This is a genomic window from Candidatus Cloacimonadota bacterium (assembly GCA_021734245.1).
Taxonomy (GTDB): domain Bacteria; phylum Cloacimonadota; class Cloacimonadia; order Cloacimonadales; family TCS61; genus B137-G9.
Genome location: JAIPJH010000038.1, coordinates 1 through 15,758 on the forward strand (window position 1 = coordinate 1; position 15,758 = coordinate 15,758).

General features: G+C 37.4%; 18 protein-coding genes. 5 read left to right on the forward strand and 13 right to left on the reverse strand.

Annotated features, from left to right (window positions below; translation table 11 throughout):
- Positions 1 to 270 precede the first annotated feature (270 nt).
- The 5 genes from eno (at position 271) to K9N40_07290 (ending at position 4,426) form a co-directional block, all read left to right on the forward strand.
- Positions 271 to 1,554, forward strand: coding sequence for a phosphopyruvate hydratase (gene eno, locus K9N40_07270; GenBank protein ID MCF7814260.1), 1,284 nt, complete (start codon positions 271 to 273; stop codon positions 1,552 to 1,554).
- A gap of 71 nt (positions 1,555 to 1,625) precedes the next feature.
- On the forward strand, positions 1,626 to 2,249 hold the full coding sequence (locus K9N40_07275) for a hypothetical protein (protein ID MCF7814261.1): 624 nt from the start codon (positions 1,626 to 1,628) through the stop codon (positions 2,247 to 2,249).
- A gap of 101 nt (positions 2,250 to 2,350) precedes the next feature.
- The gene (locus K9N40_07280; GenBank protein ID MCF7814262.1) at positions 2,351 to 2,560 is read left to right on the forward strand and encodes a zinc ribbon domain-containing protein; all 210 of its coding nucleotides are present in this window, start codon (positions 2,351 to 2,353) and stop codon (positions 2,558 to 2,560) included.
- Between the two features lie 60 nt (positions 2,561 to 2,620).
- Positions 2,621 to 3,646, forward strand: coding sequence for a glucokinase (locus K9N40_07285; GenBank protein ID MCF7814263.1), 1,026 nt, complete (start codon positions 2,621 to 2,623; stop codon positions 3,644 to 3,646).
- The gene (locus K9N40_07290; protein ID MCF7814264.1) at positions 3,647 to 4,426 is read left to right on the forward strand and encodes a methyltransferase domain-containing protein; all 780 of its coding nucleotides are present in this window, start codon (positions 3,647 to 3,649) and stop codon (positions 4,424 to 4,426) included.
- Between the two features lie 107 nt (positions 4,427 to 4,533).
- On the opposite strand, the gene K9N40_07295 is transcribed toward K9N40_07290, so the two are convergent.
- The 13 genes from K9N40_07295 to K9N40_07355 all read right to left on the reverse strand — a co-directional run bounded on the left by K9N40_07295 (position 4,534) and on the right by K9N40_07355 (position 15,751).
- Entirely contained in the window at positions 4,534 to 6,009 is a 1,476-nt protein-coding gene (locus K9N40_07295) for an alpha-amylase (protein ID MCF7814265.1), read from the reverse strand.
- Between the two features lie 138 nt (positions 6,010 to 6,147).
- Positions 6,148 to 7,101 (reverse strand): calcium/sodium antiporter, encoded by a 954-nt coding sequence (locus tag K9N40_07300; protein MCF7814266.1) that lies wholly within the window; start codon positions 7,099 to 7,101, stop codon positions 6,148 to 6,150.
- Between the two features lie 290 nt (positions 7,102 to 7,391).
- Positions 7,392 to 8,702 carry a hypothetical protein gene (locus tag K9N40_07305; protein MCF7814267.1) on the reverse strand — a complete coding sequence of 437 codons (1,311 nt, stop codon included), beginning with the start codon at positions 8,700 to 8,702 and terminating at the stop codon, positions 7,392 to 7,394.
- A gap of 225 nt (positions 8,703 to 8,927) precedes the next feature.
- The gene (locus tag K9N40_07310; GenBank protein MCF7814268.1) at positions 8,928 to 9,665 is read right to left on the reverse strand and encodes a GNAT family N-acetyltransferase; all 738 of its coding nucleotides are present in this window, start codon (positions 9,663 to 9,665) and stop codon (positions 8,928 to 8,930) included.
- A gap of 261 nt (positions 9,666 to 9,926) precedes the next feature.
- Positions 9,927 to 10,460 (reverse strand): cache domain-containing protein, encoded by a 534-nt coding sequence (locus K9N40_07315; protein ID MCF7814269.1) that lies wholly within the window; start codon positions 10,458 to 10,460, stop codon positions 9,927 to 9,929.
- 12 nt (positions 10,461 to 10,472) lie between these two features.
- On the reverse strand, positions 10,473 to 11,375 hold the full coding sequence (locus K9N40_07320; protein MCF7814270.1) for a cache domain-containing protein: 903 nt from the start codon (positions 11,373 to 11,375) through the stop codon (positions 10,473 to 10,475).
- Positions 11,376 to 11,480: 105 nt separating this feature from the next.
- Positions 11,481 to 11,591 carry a DUF86 domain-containing protein gene (locus K9N40_07325; protein MCF7814271.1) on the reverse strand — a complete coding sequence of 37 codons (111 nt, stop codon included), beginning with the start codon at positions 11,589 to 11,591 and terminating at the stop codon, positions 11,481 to 11,483.
- A gap of 72 nt (positions 11,592 to 11,663) precedes the next feature.
- Entirely contained in the window at positions 11,664 to 11,810 is a 147-nt protein-coding gene (locus K9N40_07330; protein MCF7814272.1) for a hypothetical protein, read from the reverse strand.
- Positions 11,794 to 12,102, reverse strand: coding sequence for a nucleotidyltransferase family protein (locus K9N40_07335; protein ID MCF7814273.1), 309 nt, complete (start codon positions 12,100 to 12,102; stop codon positions 11,794 to 11,796). Before K9N40_07335 ends, K9N40_07330 begins: the two co-directional genes overlap by 17 nt.
- A gap of 154 nt (positions 12,103 to 12,256) precedes the next feature.
- Entirely contained in the window at positions 12,257 to 12,859 is a 603-nt protein-coding gene (locus K9N40_07340; protein ID MCF7814274.1) for a nitroreductase family protein, read from the reverse strand.
- A gap of 73 nt (positions 12,860 to 12,932) precedes the next feature.
- A complete protein-coding gene (gene nadD / locus K9N40_07345) occupies positions 12,933 to 13,508 on the reverse strand; it encodes a nicotinate-nucleotide adenylyltransferase (protein ID MCF7814275.1) in 576 nt (191 codons plus the stop codon).
- Between the two features lie 80 nt (positions 13,509 to 13,588).
- On the reverse strand, positions 13,589 to 14,326 hold the full coding sequence (bamD, locus tag K9N40_07350) for an outer membrane protein assembly factor BamD (GenBank protein ID MCF7814276.1): 738 nt from the start codon (positions 14,324 to 14,326) through the stop codon (positions 13,589 to 13,591).
- A 12-nt stretch (positions 14,327 to 14,338) separates the two neighbouring features.
- The gene (locus K9N40_07355) at positions 14,339 to 15,751 is read right to left on the reverse strand and encodes an aminopeptidase (GenBank protein MCF7814277.1); all 1,413 of its coding nucleotides are present in this window, start codon (positions 15,749 to 15,751) and stop codon (positions 14,339 to 14,341) included.
- Between the last annotated feature and the right edge of the window lie 7 nt (positions 15,752 to 15,758).

Below are 15,758 nucleotides of genomic sequence, written 5' to 3' on the forward strand. Positions count from 1 at the left end.
TGCCTTTACTAACAATAGTCTCAAGTTCTTCATGTTCTGCCTTGCTTAGCGTCACTCTGTACTTTATCATAATCACCTCACTTTTGTGAGACAATTATTCTCATCCCTTGCGACTTGTCAAGCTTGACATGACACTAGATCAGAGCCAATTAATAAACAGGAAAGCTATATCTGCTTTATTGAAAAGCAATTATACAAATTATTCATATAAACAATAGACAAAAAAAATGTAACTTTGAAAATTGAACAATAAAAGTAAGAGGAGATTATATGTCAGAAATATTTGCAATATATGGACGAGAGATTTTAGATTCACGCGGCAATCCAACGGTGGAAGTGGATGTAGAACTGGAAAGCGGTGTCGTGGGCCGAGCAGCCGTGCCCAGCGGAGCCTCTACCGGCGAACACGAAGCAGTGGAACTGCGCGATGGAGACAATGAACGTTACTTGGGAAAAGGCGTTTTACAGGCAGTGGAAAATGTTAATGAAATAATTGCTCCAGCTCTTATCGGTATGATTTCGGAAGATCAGGTTCTTATCGATAATACAATGCTGGAACTGGATGGAACAGAAAACAAGAGTAAACTAGGTGCAAACGCCATTTTAGGTGTTTCCCTGGCTTGTGCCCGAGCTTCTGCCAACGAAATGGGAATGCCGCTCTATCGTTACATCGGCGGTACAAATGCCAAACTTTTGCCGGTTCCGATGGCAAATATCATCAATGGCGGCAAGCACGCCGATAACAACGTCGATCTGCAGGAATTCATGATTATGCCTTTGGGAGCCGATAGTTTTAGAGAAGCTCTACGTATGAATGCCGAAGTTTTTCATGCTCTCAAAGCTTATTTGAAGAAAAACGGACATAATACCAGTGTGGGCGATGAAGGCGGTTTTGCACCCGATCTAAAATCTAACGAAGAAGCACTGCAGGTTATCATGAAAGCGATTGAAGCTGCCGGTTATCGAGCCGGAAAAGATATCTGGATCGCACTCGATCCCGCTTCCAGCGAATTTTTCAGCGGCGGCAAATATCATCTGAAAGCAGAAAATGCTGTTTTATCTTCTGAAGAAATGGTCGATTTCTATATTAATCTGGTTAATAAATATCCGATCATTTCCATTGAAGACGGCTTGGCAGAAGATGACTGGAAAGGCTGGAAATTGATGACAGAAAAACTGGGCAATAAAATCCAGATCGTGGGCGATGACCTTTTTGTGACCAACGTGGAAAGATTGAAACTCGGTATAAAAGAAAAATCCGCCAATTCCATCCTCATCAAATTGAATCAGATCGGAACACTTACCGAAACTCTGGACACGATAAATATGGCAAAAAATGCGAATTTCACCAATGTGATCTCGCATCGCAGCGGCGAAACCGAAGATGACTTTATTGCCGATCTGGCTGTTGCCGTAAATGCCGGACAGATCAAAACCGGTTCGCTCTGCCGCAGCGAAAGAATCGCCAAATACAACCAGCTTTTACGCATCGAAGAAGATCTGGGAAGTACTGCCCGTTTCATCGGCAAAGACGTTTTCTACAATTTGAAATAATATTTTCTTGTCATTGCGAGCAGAGAAACGACGCGGCAATCTGTATTTTTTAAAAAAAAATGAGGATTAACATGAAAAAATTACTACTAATTGCATTGCCTTTATTGATTATTTTGGGATGTTCATCGGAAGGCGATATTAAGATAATCAATAGAACAGATCACAATCTTTATTTCACGATCAAGGGTGTGGATTATATTCTGGAAGGCTCGGAAACCAGCGATCCGTTCCAGAAAATTACAGTCGATACCGGCGATCAATTCCTGTTTTGGGGTGATGATGAAACCAAAGTTCACATGACATTGGAAGGCGAAACTTTCCTGATGCAGGATGCCGATGCTTCCGGTGTTCCCAACGGAATCTATTTTACCGAAACAAACTTGTATGTGAAACCGAACGAAACCACCAAAGTTTTCTGCTCTCCAACTCATGCCGGTGTAAAGCTCATCAATAATTCTTTGAACAATGTGGATGACTTTTCCTATTTTACGGATGATAATGATACGCTGAGAACTTTGAATATTGCTCCGATCTATTCGGGTGCAGAATTCTGGGCACGACTCAAAGCAACCACAGAATATGATTCCATCATTTATTCGTTCGTGATAGAATTTGATGACGGCAGCATCGACAGCAGTTATGCCGAGATTGATAATTTAATCCTGGATGAGCAGTTGTTAATAGAATTGCAGTAAACAACCTTCGCAATGGTTTTTGAACTTCTTACTTTTCGTGACCTTGCGAATGGTTGAAACTAAAAAATTATAGAAGTTTCGAAAAGTAGTTTGGAGGATAGATGGAAGAAAGTAGATGGAAATGTCCGAAATGCGGCAACACGGCTTATGAAACCGATCAATTTGCAGCAACCGGCGGTGGATTTTCCAAAGTTTTCGATGTGCAGAACAAAAAATTTACTACAGTAACCTGCACCCAATGTAAATATACAGAACTCTATAAAGCCAGCACCAGCGCGCTGGGAAATATCTTTGATTTCCTGACGAATTAATACTCTAATAAACTTATGTCATCCTGAGCGGAGTCGAAGGATAACGGAAGAAAACAAAAAATGAAAAAACTAAATATTTCAATCGATGTGGGCGGCACACACAGCCGTCTGCAATGTCAAATTGAGCAGGAGGGCAACATTCTGGAAACTTCCTGCCATAACAAGCAAACTATCAAGAGCAAACCTGCACTGGAAAAATTCATCACGCAATCGGTTGCTAGCTTCTCCGATCAGAAACCAAATAGTTGCGTGATCGGTTTTGCCGGTGCGGTGATAGATCGCAATTATGTAAAAATCACGAACTGGAAGGACAAACCACAAATCACAAGAGATGATCTGCTGGATTGGGGAATGCCGGAAAATACTTTCATGGTCAATGATATGGAACTGGCAGCCTACGGACTTCTGGCAATGAAAGAAGCTGATGAAATTCCTTCTGAAGAGTGTAAAATTTTATATATGCCGGAAAATCTATCCCAGCAATATGCACAGAATATGTTAGTAATTGCTCCGGGAACAGGTTTTGGAACCGGCAGCATTGTAGAAACACCAACTGCTTCCGGTGAAAGTTTTCAGCAGGTTATTTCCTCGGAAGTTCAGCATGTTCAGATTCCGCCCCTGGACGAAACTCACGCCAAAATGATCCAGATCATCCTTGGCAAAAAAGAAGATCGCTATTATCTGAATTATGAGGACTTTGTTTCCGGATATGGCCTGGAAGATACGTATAATGCGCTTCTGCGATTGAACGGCAAAAAGCCGAATAAAAAAACAGCTGCCGATATTGCCAGAGAAGCTGTGGCTGGATCAGATGAAATTGCTATGCAAACTTTGGATTATTTCTACAGAATTACCGGCAGATTGATCCAGACCATGAGCCTGGTTATCCAGCCTTATGGAGGTATCTTTTTGTGTGGAACTTCTACGGTAAGAAATGCCGAGTTTATTGCTAAAAGCGGACTGCTGGAAGAAGTTCATAAAAGCATGGTAAGAAAAGAACTTCTGGAACAATTTCCGATTTTTATCGTTACCCGTGAAAACATCAATATTGAGGGCGGCTTGTGGGCCGGCAGTAAGTTGTTTTAAATGCATTACGACAAGATTAAAGATAAATTCGCCCGGCTCATCGATCTGATCCCGGCTTTAAGGAAGCTGTTTTATTGCGCTTTGGATTTGCTGCTTTTACGCCAATGGTATGTGAAAAAAGCGATCAAAAAACATTTTCCGAAAGATAAACCAATTAATTTCTATGATGCCGGCGCCGGATTCGGACAGTATTCTTATTTTGTACTGAAATATTTTTCAAAAGCCAAAGTTCAGGCAGCCGACCTGAAAACCGATTACATGGCTTCTTTTGCTCGATATGCGAAGTTAGCCGGCTGGCCTGATTTCACGGCCCAGCAGGCGGATTTGGTGGATTATGTGCCAAAAGATAAATTCAATCTGATCATTGCCATCGATATTCTGGAACATATCGAACAAGATGAAAAAGTTCTGCGGAATTTCAGGCAGGTTCTGGATAATGGCGGCAAACTGATAATTTCTTCTCCCAGCACTTTTGATGAATCCGCCAAATTTGTGGAAGAACATGTTCGACCAGGTTATGATGAAGACGAGATAATTTCCAAATTAGAAAAAGCCGGATTTAAAATAGTTTCTTTCGATTATTCCTACGGAAAATTAGGACATCTGGCCTGGCTGCTGACGATGAAATTTCCCCTGAGTTTATTGGGAATATCCAAATTGTTCTTTCTACTGCTGCCGCTCTATTATCTGGTTTTCTATCCCATTTCGGCATTATTTATGTGGCTGGATTTGATGATGAAGAACAAGATGGGAACCGGAATTGTGGTTGTGGCGGAATGATGTATGATAGTATAATATCGTGCGGGGTTACGAGGCGATAACTTATCAGTTTCACGCATCCTCCGAAATATTAATTTTTCAGTAAACAACAACAAAGCACCATAATTTTATTCTGGTATCCAAACCGAAACAGAACCTGCCTGACATAAGAATTCACCCCAACCTTCACTGTTAGTTACAATGGTTTCTTTAATATGGTCTGTAACATCAATATAAGAAGTGTTTGGGGAAGCTGTTTGCATTTTTTTAAGGCCATTCTCCCCATTGCTTAATAATACGGCAATACCACCTCGGTGATTTTCATCTCCTGTACGTGTCCAACCTACACAATTGGGATGATCAAAATAATCATATTGATCACCAAAGGCATAGTTTTTCCGGGCAGCAAGAAATTTATCGATCATCCAGCGATGGCTTGGCATCTCAATTTCGTATTCTTTACCATCTTTGCCTATGTCTTTATAACTGGCTCCATAGTAATCGGCAGCGAATATGCAGGGATAGCCATCCCTTCTTAACAAAATAATTGCATATGCCAAAGGTTTAAACCATGCTTCTACAACAGATTCCAATGCTTGTAATGGTTGTGTATCATGATTACTGACCAGGGTAACAGCAAGACTTGGCATTTCTTTAACCAGGGTATTATTAAATATTCCCTGTAAATCATAATCCTTCCCTTTTTTGCTGGCATTTGCAAAATTGTAATGAAGTCCGGAATCAAACAGCATCATTCCACCATCGGTTGTCGCAATAAAATGTTTCAATGCTTCAATATTGGGTGACCAATATTCCCCTACTGCAAAAAGTTTGTGACTGCTAAAATTTCGTAAATGATTAAGCCATTCAATAAAGAAGGTTGGCTTTACATGTTTCACTGCATCGAAGCGAAAACCATCAATTCCTGTTGTTTTGATAAACCATTCACCCCAATAAAAAAGTTCTTTTCTTACATCGGGATTATTGATATCTAAATCACAGCCCATAAGATAGTCAAAATTACCTTTCTCCAGATCTACATTTTCATCAAAACTCTTACCTTCAAAAAGGTATATGGCAGCTTTTTTTTCATCCAGGGCATTATAATCGGCCGAACTAAAATGCCACCAATGCCATTCAAGTTCAGAGTATTTCTTTCCACGTCCGGGGAAGACAAAGTTGGTCCACGCTTTTATTGTAGCTATTTCTCCTTTGGGCTCATTACGATTTTCAGGATTATAAGGTGTTGCTCTGAACTCTTCGGGTCGGTCAGCACCCATTTTGTGATTAAATACTATATCGGCATATACCTGAATATTCTCTTTTTGAGCTGTTTTTATCGCTTCTAAATATTCAGAACGGGTACCATATTTTGTACGAATTGAACCTTTTTGGTCAAATTCTCCCAGATCAAATATATCATACACGCCATAACCTACATCATTTTCACCTCCGACACCTTTATAAGCCGGCGGAAGCCAAACTGCCGTAATTCCTGCTTTGGCCAGGTCGGCAGCGTTCTGGGACAATTGATTCCACAGGGTTCCATCAGCTGGAGTGTACCAATGAAAATATTGCATCATCGCGCCATTATATTCTTTCATATTATTTATCTCCAATTATTGTTTAATTTGTTCATTACTTAAGCTTACACTATCAATAATTAACTTTGATGCCAGAACTTCAGCTCGAATAACCACTTCGCCCCCAATGTTTTATAACTTCGTGTTTGTGGTGCGTTTTTATATTTCCTGCATCACTAAATAGGCAGTATATATAATGTAAAATCCAAATAAAACACCAGCTTCCCATCTATCTAATTTTTTCCGTTGTCCAGTCAACATTGATGTAAATAGAAAAACGGTTCCTCCGATTAAAATATATAAGTCCAAATTAAATTTAGGATTATAATCAATTGGTTGAATAAGGCTGCTTATTGATAAAATTAGAAGGATATTAAAAATATTGGAACCTATCACATTTCCAATTGCTATATCGCTTTTTCTCTTTGTTGCGGCAACAATCGAGGTTACCAATTCCGGCAATGATGTTCCAGCGGCTATAATAGTTAAACCGATAATTTTTTTACTAACACCCAATGTGTTTGCAATCTCAACGCTATTTACTACTACAAATTGCCCTCCCAATATCAATCCGATAAACCCGGCGATTATTAATCCCCAAATCTTTAAAGAAGATTTTTGATTTTCTGTTGTAACGGTTTGCGGGTCATTTTTCATTTGATTGAAAACATAATACAGGAAAAGACAAAACAATACCAACATAATCAATCCGTCAATTCGACTGGAATAAGTTTGTCCAGCGAATACGAAATCGTTAAGCAAGAACAATAACAATACTGCAACAAAAATTGAAATTGGTATCTGTTTCCAGGCTGTCGAAGTTTGAACTTTAATCGGTAAAATTAGTCCTGATATTCCAAGAATAATAAACAAATTGAAATTGTTGCTTCCAATAATATTGCCAAGAACAATGTCAGAGTAACCATTTACAGAAGCAATACTATTTACTACCAATTCGGGAGCTGAAGTGCCAAATGCAACAATAGTCAGACCAATCACTAAATCTGATACTTTGTATTTCCTGGCGAATGCAGAAGCTCCATCAACCAGCCAGTTTGCACCAAAAATCAAACAGACAAATCCTGCAGCAACCAATAAAATAGGAATTATCATACAATCTTTTTTTTACTCAAATGTAAGCGAATTAGGATTTCATATTTACAATAATGCATTTTTATCTCGTTTGGGTAGATGCACCACAACGTTTAGTATAAGAATAGTAGCCGACTGCGGGGCACTTTCCTGTCAAGTTACACGAAAGTTGAAGCGGGCTACAACCCTTGAATTTACTACTATCCCGGCTATTATTTTTATACATTGTTATGCTGCGTTAGTATTTATTGTTAGATATATAGTGATTTATTAATTTTATATTCAATGATAATTCAGTAGTTATTCTTTTTTTAATGAACAATTTGTTCGAATGCTTTTTCAAGAAAAACATCTTGGTGATTAAGAAAATCATCAAGAGTTTCATTGACATAAATATCAGGCAGAATTGCTGTTTTAGGGATATTCTTTACTGCTACTGCATAGGTACTACGTCCTATGGTAATAATCATTTGGGAATTTTGCAAACGAAATTCTGTGTTCTTGCCTGCATTACATTTATAGGAAGCCCCGCTTGGTGTGCCAATAAATTTGCCAATTTTATGATATTTTAATAAAGCACAGAAGTGTCCGTTGGTTGAGCCGCAACTTCCATCTATCAGCGTATAGAGATTCCCTTTAAAGTTATTATTTGGAAGAGGAATAGGATTGGCAAGGGTTTCATAATTTGAATAAGGCTCTGAATAGTATGGTTCAGGTTTTTTTAGGAGATATGAAAATAATATAGAAGCACAAAATGGGTCACCACCTCCATTCCCTCTTAGGTCTAAAATTAAATTCCTTATTTCGTTTTCGTTAATCAAAAGAAAGCATGAATCTATGAAATTTCTAAAATAATCAACTTTGTCGTAATAGACAAAAGTACTTATGGTCATTATCGCTGTACTATTATTCGTATCCAAATCAAATTCCAATTTGGGATTATTAAAATGTGAAAATACTTCTTGATGAACTGATTCATGACTTGTAGGAGTTATGTTTTTCACCTCAGCCACTAAACTATTAGGTTTAAAGTATTTAATTTCATATTCTTCTGGCAGACCATAAATATTGGCATAACTTAGAGAAAAACGCTTTATTAATTGAGCCTCTACAAAATATGGATTATTTGCATCGGCAGAAATAGTCTCCTTTATTTTTTCAAGGATAATCCCAATGGGCTTTCCATTAATTTCGGATATAATACTACCGAATGGAACTTCCATATTTTTCAAGTAATTACCACATACAACAACTTGTTCATTAATTAATTTCAATTTAAGTGGGAACAGTTTATTTGGTTTAGTAATATAAAACCTTCCCGGCATCCATGTTGCAGTATGCATACATCCAATTCTTGCTGTAATGGGTGCAAGTAGTATAAAAAAATCATCACGTGTCATTTCACAGTCAATGAGTTGATAATGTGCGTCAAACAAACTGTCTAATTCTGCTTTTGATGTATATTCGTACAAACAACAATGCTCATTCTCAAGAATTTCTCTGAATCTTACAAAATCCTCTTGAAGTAAAGTTGGAGAAAATGAATTAGTCTGTGCGTGAAGTGATTGAATAACACCAGCCAAACTATTAATGATTACCATAAAAACTATTATTTTTTTCATAACTTATATAATTATTATGAGTTAAGGCTTCTCTCAATAGCAGGTTTTATGCCCCATAACGTCCGTGTGTATTTGAAGTTTCGCAAAAATTCCTTTGAAAATCTAACTATATTTTTGCGAAATTTGGGAGAGGTAGATTTGACATTCCTTTTGAATTTAATTGCGTCAAATCTGCCGAACCAGATACACGCTGTTAGGCTATGCTTTGCCCAGTAAAATTTTTTCTTATTCATAAGAAACATTCTCCAAAACTTTTATAAGATCTAGTTTCTCCGCTAATTTCTGTGATGCAATATTGGAAATCTCATGGGTGTAAAGCGGAATCTTTCCTTGCTTCTGCAATTCGCTAGCCCATAGCTGAACTGCTTTTAATCCAAAACCTTGTTTTCTGTATTTTGGCAGAGTAAAAATCCATGCTTCACCTGCTTTATTATTTTCACGAGAAGAGACACAACAAGCAGCTATCTCATCATTTTGTATAGTGGCATAAACTATTGGATATTTTTTGTAAAATGTTGGATCAAATTGCTTGATGGCTTCATCCTCACTGCCAATAAATATTTTCGTATTCTCAGTATCCACTTGAATGTCGCTTGGAAAAATATAGGCAATATAATGCCCAGCTTCATTAAATTGCTTATTTCTCTTTAAAATTTCAATAACTTTTTCTTGTTCATCTAAGAAACTATGTTTTTCCAATTTTTCCAAATTAGCAACTAAGCTATTTGGCATCTTATCAGAGTAGAAAATATTTATTTCTTTGCCAAAATTCACTGCGATAATTTTTGGTGGTTTAGCGTTTTCGTTCTTTTCAATATCAAAATGATCAGTATGGATTTTTACGATTCTATTGCCATTGACTATTTGTAAACCTTCTAAGCCTATTTGTGCGTGAAAACAAGGTTTTGGATTTATTTTTTCCATATTATAAAAGTTTTTTTGTTTCTTTATAAAATCTAGCATAATTTTAACTGGGCAAAATTTCGCCTATCTCCTGCATATCAGCCATATGTCGTATATTCATCCATATTTGCATATATCACGAACCTTTTATGCTGTTATTTTTCATAATTAGGCAACCTCATTTCCTTCTCGGCTTCTTTTACGAAATTCATCTTTATTTCCTCTGCCAAGCTCGAGTTAATATATTGTGAACTTTCTGTCAATTGGTTTGGTTATTTTAGAGTCGGTTTCGATCCCGTCTCAAAAGATCATAATTTATAATTATTCTTCAAACACCTTTTCCTGCGGCATGCCGTAAAGTCCGCAGCCCACCAGATAAACTTTTTTATCAGCATCGATAGCTCTTTTGATGAAAGTGGTTTTTTGTTCCGGCTCGGTTTCGCCCGGTTTGGTCCACATATAGAACACCCAGCCTTCGTCATTATCAGCAGCTTCAATGAATTCCCGGCCGATCGGCTTTTCGTTGATATCTTTTAGATCTTTCATGTTCTTACCTTCACCGGCGGGATCGGGAGGATAAACGTAGCGCAACCCATCGATTCCCCACACAAAAATATAAGTTTCATCCTGGAACCATTTACTGCCTTTCACGCGAAATTGGGCAAAAGCGTCCACACCTTTCAATTCGATCTCATTCACTGCATCGTAAACCAGCTGCACCACGTCTTTTGTCTGCTGATGTTCATACATTGTAAGATCAGGAACTTTTATTTCTATCTCTGGTTTTTCTTCTTTTTGCCCGCAGGAAAGCAGGATCAAACTAAATAACAAAACAGCTAAAATAATTTTTTTCATTCTCATCTCCATCTAATCCAGATAAAAACCGGCACCGACAACCAGAGTTTCAGCTTCTGTTTCTGCTTTCTTTACAAAAACCATTTTTTTGGAAGGTTCTTTTTCTCCCGGTTTGGGCCACATATAATCCATCCAGAGGCTTTCTCTGTCTTGCAGCATTTCCAGTTCTTCTTTTACAAAATATTTACCGTTCGCATCCTGCAAGTCTGTGATGTCTTTACCAACCAGATGTGTTGAATTTGGATTTACCAGTTCCACGCCAGCCATTGTTTTTACAAAAACATATGTATTCAGGAAAATAAATTTATCAGCTTTGTCATTAAAACGGGCAAAGGCAATTTCTTTTCCTTCATGTTTCAAAAGGTTCACAGCTTCTATCACGATATTGGAAACAAATATTTTTTCCATCGGCATCTTGTATTTTCCAAAGCCAACCAGATATTCATTTCCAGCGGGAGTTACAGCCTTTTTGATGAAAGTTGATTTCCATTCCTGTTTTTCTCCGCCGGGAAGTGTCCATTCATAAAACACCCAGCCTTCGCCATTTTGTGCTGTTTCCACGAACATTTTTCCGATTGGTTTTCCGTTGATATCTTCCAGATCGATCATATTTTTGCCTTCGCCGGAAACATCACGAGGATAAACATATCTCATACCATCGAGCCCCCACACAAACACATAATCATCACCTTTGTACCATTTGCTGTTTTCTTCGCGAAATCTGGGAAAAGCTTCTTCCCCGTCTTGGTTGATTAAATCTACGGCGTCGTAAACTAGTTGTACAACATCTTTAGTTACCTGATGATCGTAAATCGAAAGATCCGGCACCTGATCCTGCATTTCTCTTTTTTGCTCTTTTGGAGTGCAGGAAAGCAAAACAATAAAAACAAATAAAACAAGTGTAAATTTTTTCATAACATCCCCCTAAAATATTTTCTTAATTTTATGTTGAATCTAACTCAAATTTTGTCAAATGATTTGGAATTATTTGAATAACTAACAAATACGAACAAAGGAAAATTATAATAATGATGAAAAAAGTTTTTTTAGTTGTGGAATGTCTTCCTGAACTGTTTGCCAGACTGTTTCACAATCTACATCGAAGTAAACATGAATTAAGTGATTTCTCATCCCAATAATTTCTTTCCAGGGAATTTCCGGATTTTTAATTTTGTAACCAGGAGTTATTCGAGCAGCAGCTTCTCAAATTATTTCGATTGATCTGATGACAGCATTTACGGTTTTCTTGTCATTTCTAAAATGCTGAAATGAAACATCTTTTACAAAAAGTAAAATATCTTCGATCTCATCTAAAATGTGTTGAATTCTGATTTTATCTTGAGGCAACATACAGATTTTTTGCGTTTAAGAGAATTTCATTACGAAAATATCTGCTCAATTCAGCAGGAGTTCTCAAATCAACTTTTCTACCAATAAATTCAGTAAGATCATTTTCCATTGAAGCTAATTTTAGTAGGCCAGGAATATGATTATGCTCAAATTCAACTAGAATATCTATATCACTTTCATTAGTTAATTCATCACGCAAGGCAGAGCCAAATAGAGATAATTTTCGAATTTTGTTTTTCTTGCAAAATTCTATTAATTTTTTCTTACCAATAATTGTATCAATCTCAAACATTTAAACTCCTTATTTATATTTCTAATATTTAAAATATTTGGTGGTCTGTCAAGTATGAAAAGTATGTGCGTTCCTAGATTTTTTTGCCATTTCAATTATTATGTTTGTTTTGTCTGCCATTACGTAGCTAATCGAAAATAGGCTAGTTGCCTACTTACTCTTCCCAGCTTCCGATCTTCCAGACTTCTTCTAAGGTTTTTCGGGCAGAAGGTTTTTCATCTTTTTGAAAGCTTTTCTCCAGTTTTTCCGGTTTATCGATAATGCCCAAAGCAAAGGCGCAGATGACGCGATATCTTTCTTTATCGATGCCGAATTTGCTGTAAACTTCATCACGTTTTATGCCTGCCATTCCATGCGTGTATAGTCCCAGTTTGCGAGCCTGTAAAGTCAATCCCATCCAGGCAGCACCACTGTCAAAATTTGCCCAGCGGTTATTCTTATCATTTTGGCTAAAATGTTTTTTGGCAATGATGAATCCTAACACGGAAGCATTTTTTGCCCACATTTGATTGCGCTCTACCAGAAGATTCAAGAATTTATCGAATGTATCTTTGGTAGAAGTAAGAAAACGCCAGGGTTGTTCGTTGAAAGCACTCTGCGTCCAGTGAGCAGCAGCGATGATGGTTTTAATAGTTTCGCACGGAAGCTCTTCTTTCTGAAACGAACGGGGCGACCAGCGTTTATAAAAAAGTTCATCTGCATCTTGGCCAGGTTTTCGATTGGAATAATCAATTTCGTAATTATCGGTATATTTCATATTTCCTCCTAAAATCTCATTCATTAAATCTCATTCATTTACAGATTTTATTTTTCAGAAGGATTGCTTCAAGTTATTTATAATATTTTTTAATTTCAGATAAAATACTTTCCGGAACTAAACCGGAAATATCTTTATTTTGTTTTATTCGACGCCTGATTTCTGTAGAAGAAATATCATGCTGCGGCATTTTGATGAAAGTGAAATATTCCAGATAATCCAGATCATCCCAGATATCACGATCGGTTTCGGGGCGTTGAGCTATAACAAATTGGATGTTTTCCAACAGCCATTTCCATTCATACCAGTTGGGTAGTTCTGCTACGATATCATCACCGGCAATCATAAATAGTTCGTCTTCCGAATATATTTCCTGCAGACTTCTTACAAGATCGGATGTATAACTGGTTTTATCTTCAACCATATCCAATCGGGAAGTTTCAAGACCGGGATAATTTTTTAAAGCTTTGGAAACAAGTTCATATCTTTTTTCAGCAGAAAGGATTGTGGTATTTTTCTTAAAAGGATGATTTCCAGAAGGCAGGAAAAGAACTTTATCCAGATTCAAAGCTTTCTTGGCAGTTTCTGCCAGAGCAATGTGCCCCAAATGAAGCGGATCGAAAGACCCGCCCAGAATTCCGATTTTCATTTATTTTTTATTTCCATCTTTCTCCCCTGTTAAGGGGAGATGTCCGTAGGACAGAGGGGTTAGCAATTTTATTCATTCATTTATTTCAATTTTCGTTCGATAAGCTTATTTATCTTTTCGGTCTCTTTGCTATCAGGGTATTTATTATTCAATTTTGTCTGCATAAGAATGGCATTATCTCTGTCTTCGCGTGTTATGTAAATTCGTGCTGCATAAAACAAAGAAAGCTTATCTACTTTGTTTGTATTTCCCAGTTCGATGATCTCGTTGAAGTACATCATTGCAGCAGGATAATCCCACATTTTGTAATAAGCATAGCCATTGTAGTATTTCTTTTTCAGCAATTTATAATGGCATTTTTGAATGTATTCGATGGCATCTTTTTTGCGCTTATCAAAGGGAAATTTTTCAATGAAAGTTTCGAAGGCATCGATCGCACTTCGCGTTTCTTCCTGCGTGTAATGAGCACTCATGGATTCTTCCCAATAGCAAACGCCTATTTGAAAATAAGCCCTGTTAATTTCTTCCGCATCATTATAAAGCTTTATCAGATGTTCATATTCAAATAAAGCGTCCATGAATTTGTTCTGATTAAAATAGCAATCAGCCAGTTTTAATTGTGCTTTGGAAGCCAGAAGAGAATTCTTTTCAAAAGCAACAGATTCGTAATATGGAATTGCTTTATGATACTTTCCTCTTTCAAAAAAATCATCAGCAATCTGCATTTTCTTTTCAATAGGCATCAATTTTGAAACCTTGTTGCTGCTACAGCTAATCAGCATAAAAGCAACTAGTAAAAGATAAATAAATTTCTTCACATCAACCTCTTTTCAGGCTTTTTCGAAAAATGTTTTGTAAGCTTTGTAAGCAGAATAAATATCAGCTTTACTGGTAAGTTCGTATAATGAGTGCATTCCCAAAACGCCAGGACCGCAATCTATAACTTCTGCTCCGTGTTCTGCCATGAATTTGGCAATCGTTCCACCGCCGCCTTCATCTACTTTGCCCAATGCACCGATCTGCCAGTTTACTTTGGCAGCATTAAAAATTTTAATTATTTTAGAATTAAATTCTGCGTTGGCATCATTAGATCCGCCTTTGCCGCCACTTCCGGTAAATTTGGTCACACTCACACCAAATCCCAGATGAACAGCATTTTCTTTTTCATGCACACTGGGGAAGTTTGGATTGATAGCAGCATTTACATCGGCAGAAAGGATCTGGCTTTTTAGAAGCGTTTTGCGCAGAGTCATACTATCTGCATTTTCAACGTTTTTTGCAAGAAGGTCAGCAATAAAATCGACGATAAAAATGGATTTTGCCCCGGTATTGCCATCACTGCCAATTTCTTCTTTATCGGCCAGGTAAACGATAGCAGTTCTTTCCAGGTCTTTTTTTGCATCAAAAACAGCTTCTGCTGATGTGTAAGCACAGATTCTATCATCCTGTCCATAACCAAGTACCATGCTTTTATCGATTCCTGCATCGCGAGATTTTCCCGCCGGAACCAGTTCCAGTTCAGCGCTCAGGAAGTCAGCTTCCACGATGCCATATTTTTCATTCAGAAGACTAAGAGCATTCAATTTGATAGCTTCTTTGGCGTCTTTATCGGGATAGGGAATTGAATTGAAAACCAGGTTCATTTTAGCAGCATCTACAGCTTCACCAATTTTTTTGGTATATTGCACTTTACGAGCCAGGTGCGGCAGCAGGTCGGGCATCACAAATACGGGATCTGCGTCATTTTCTCCGATAGAAATATCAACTTTTGTTCCGTCATTTTTGATAACAACACCGTGCAATGCAAGCGGAGTAGACATCCACTGATATTTTTTTACACCGCCGTAATAATGTGTTTTCATGATTCCCAATTTGGTTGTGCTGTCTTCGTGAAGTGGACTTTGTTTCAGATCTACTCGCGGTGCATCGACGTGTGATACTATCAGGTTCACGCCTTCGCTGATCGGTTTTTTTCCAATAATCGCAATTGCTGCATTCTTAGCTCTGGCAATTCTGAAAACTTTTTTACCAGCATTTTTTTCATCGATATTTTTGAAGCCTTTTTCTTTAAAAATTTTTTCGTAATATCTGATTGCTTCTCTTTCGGTTTTAGCTTCATCCAAGAATTTTTTGTAACCTTCGGCAAATTTGAAGGCAGATTTTTGTTCTGTTTTTTTAGCTTCAGTCCAGAAACTCTTCCTATTATAAGTTAACTTTTTACTCAAATCTTCAGCTTTACTCATCCAATTT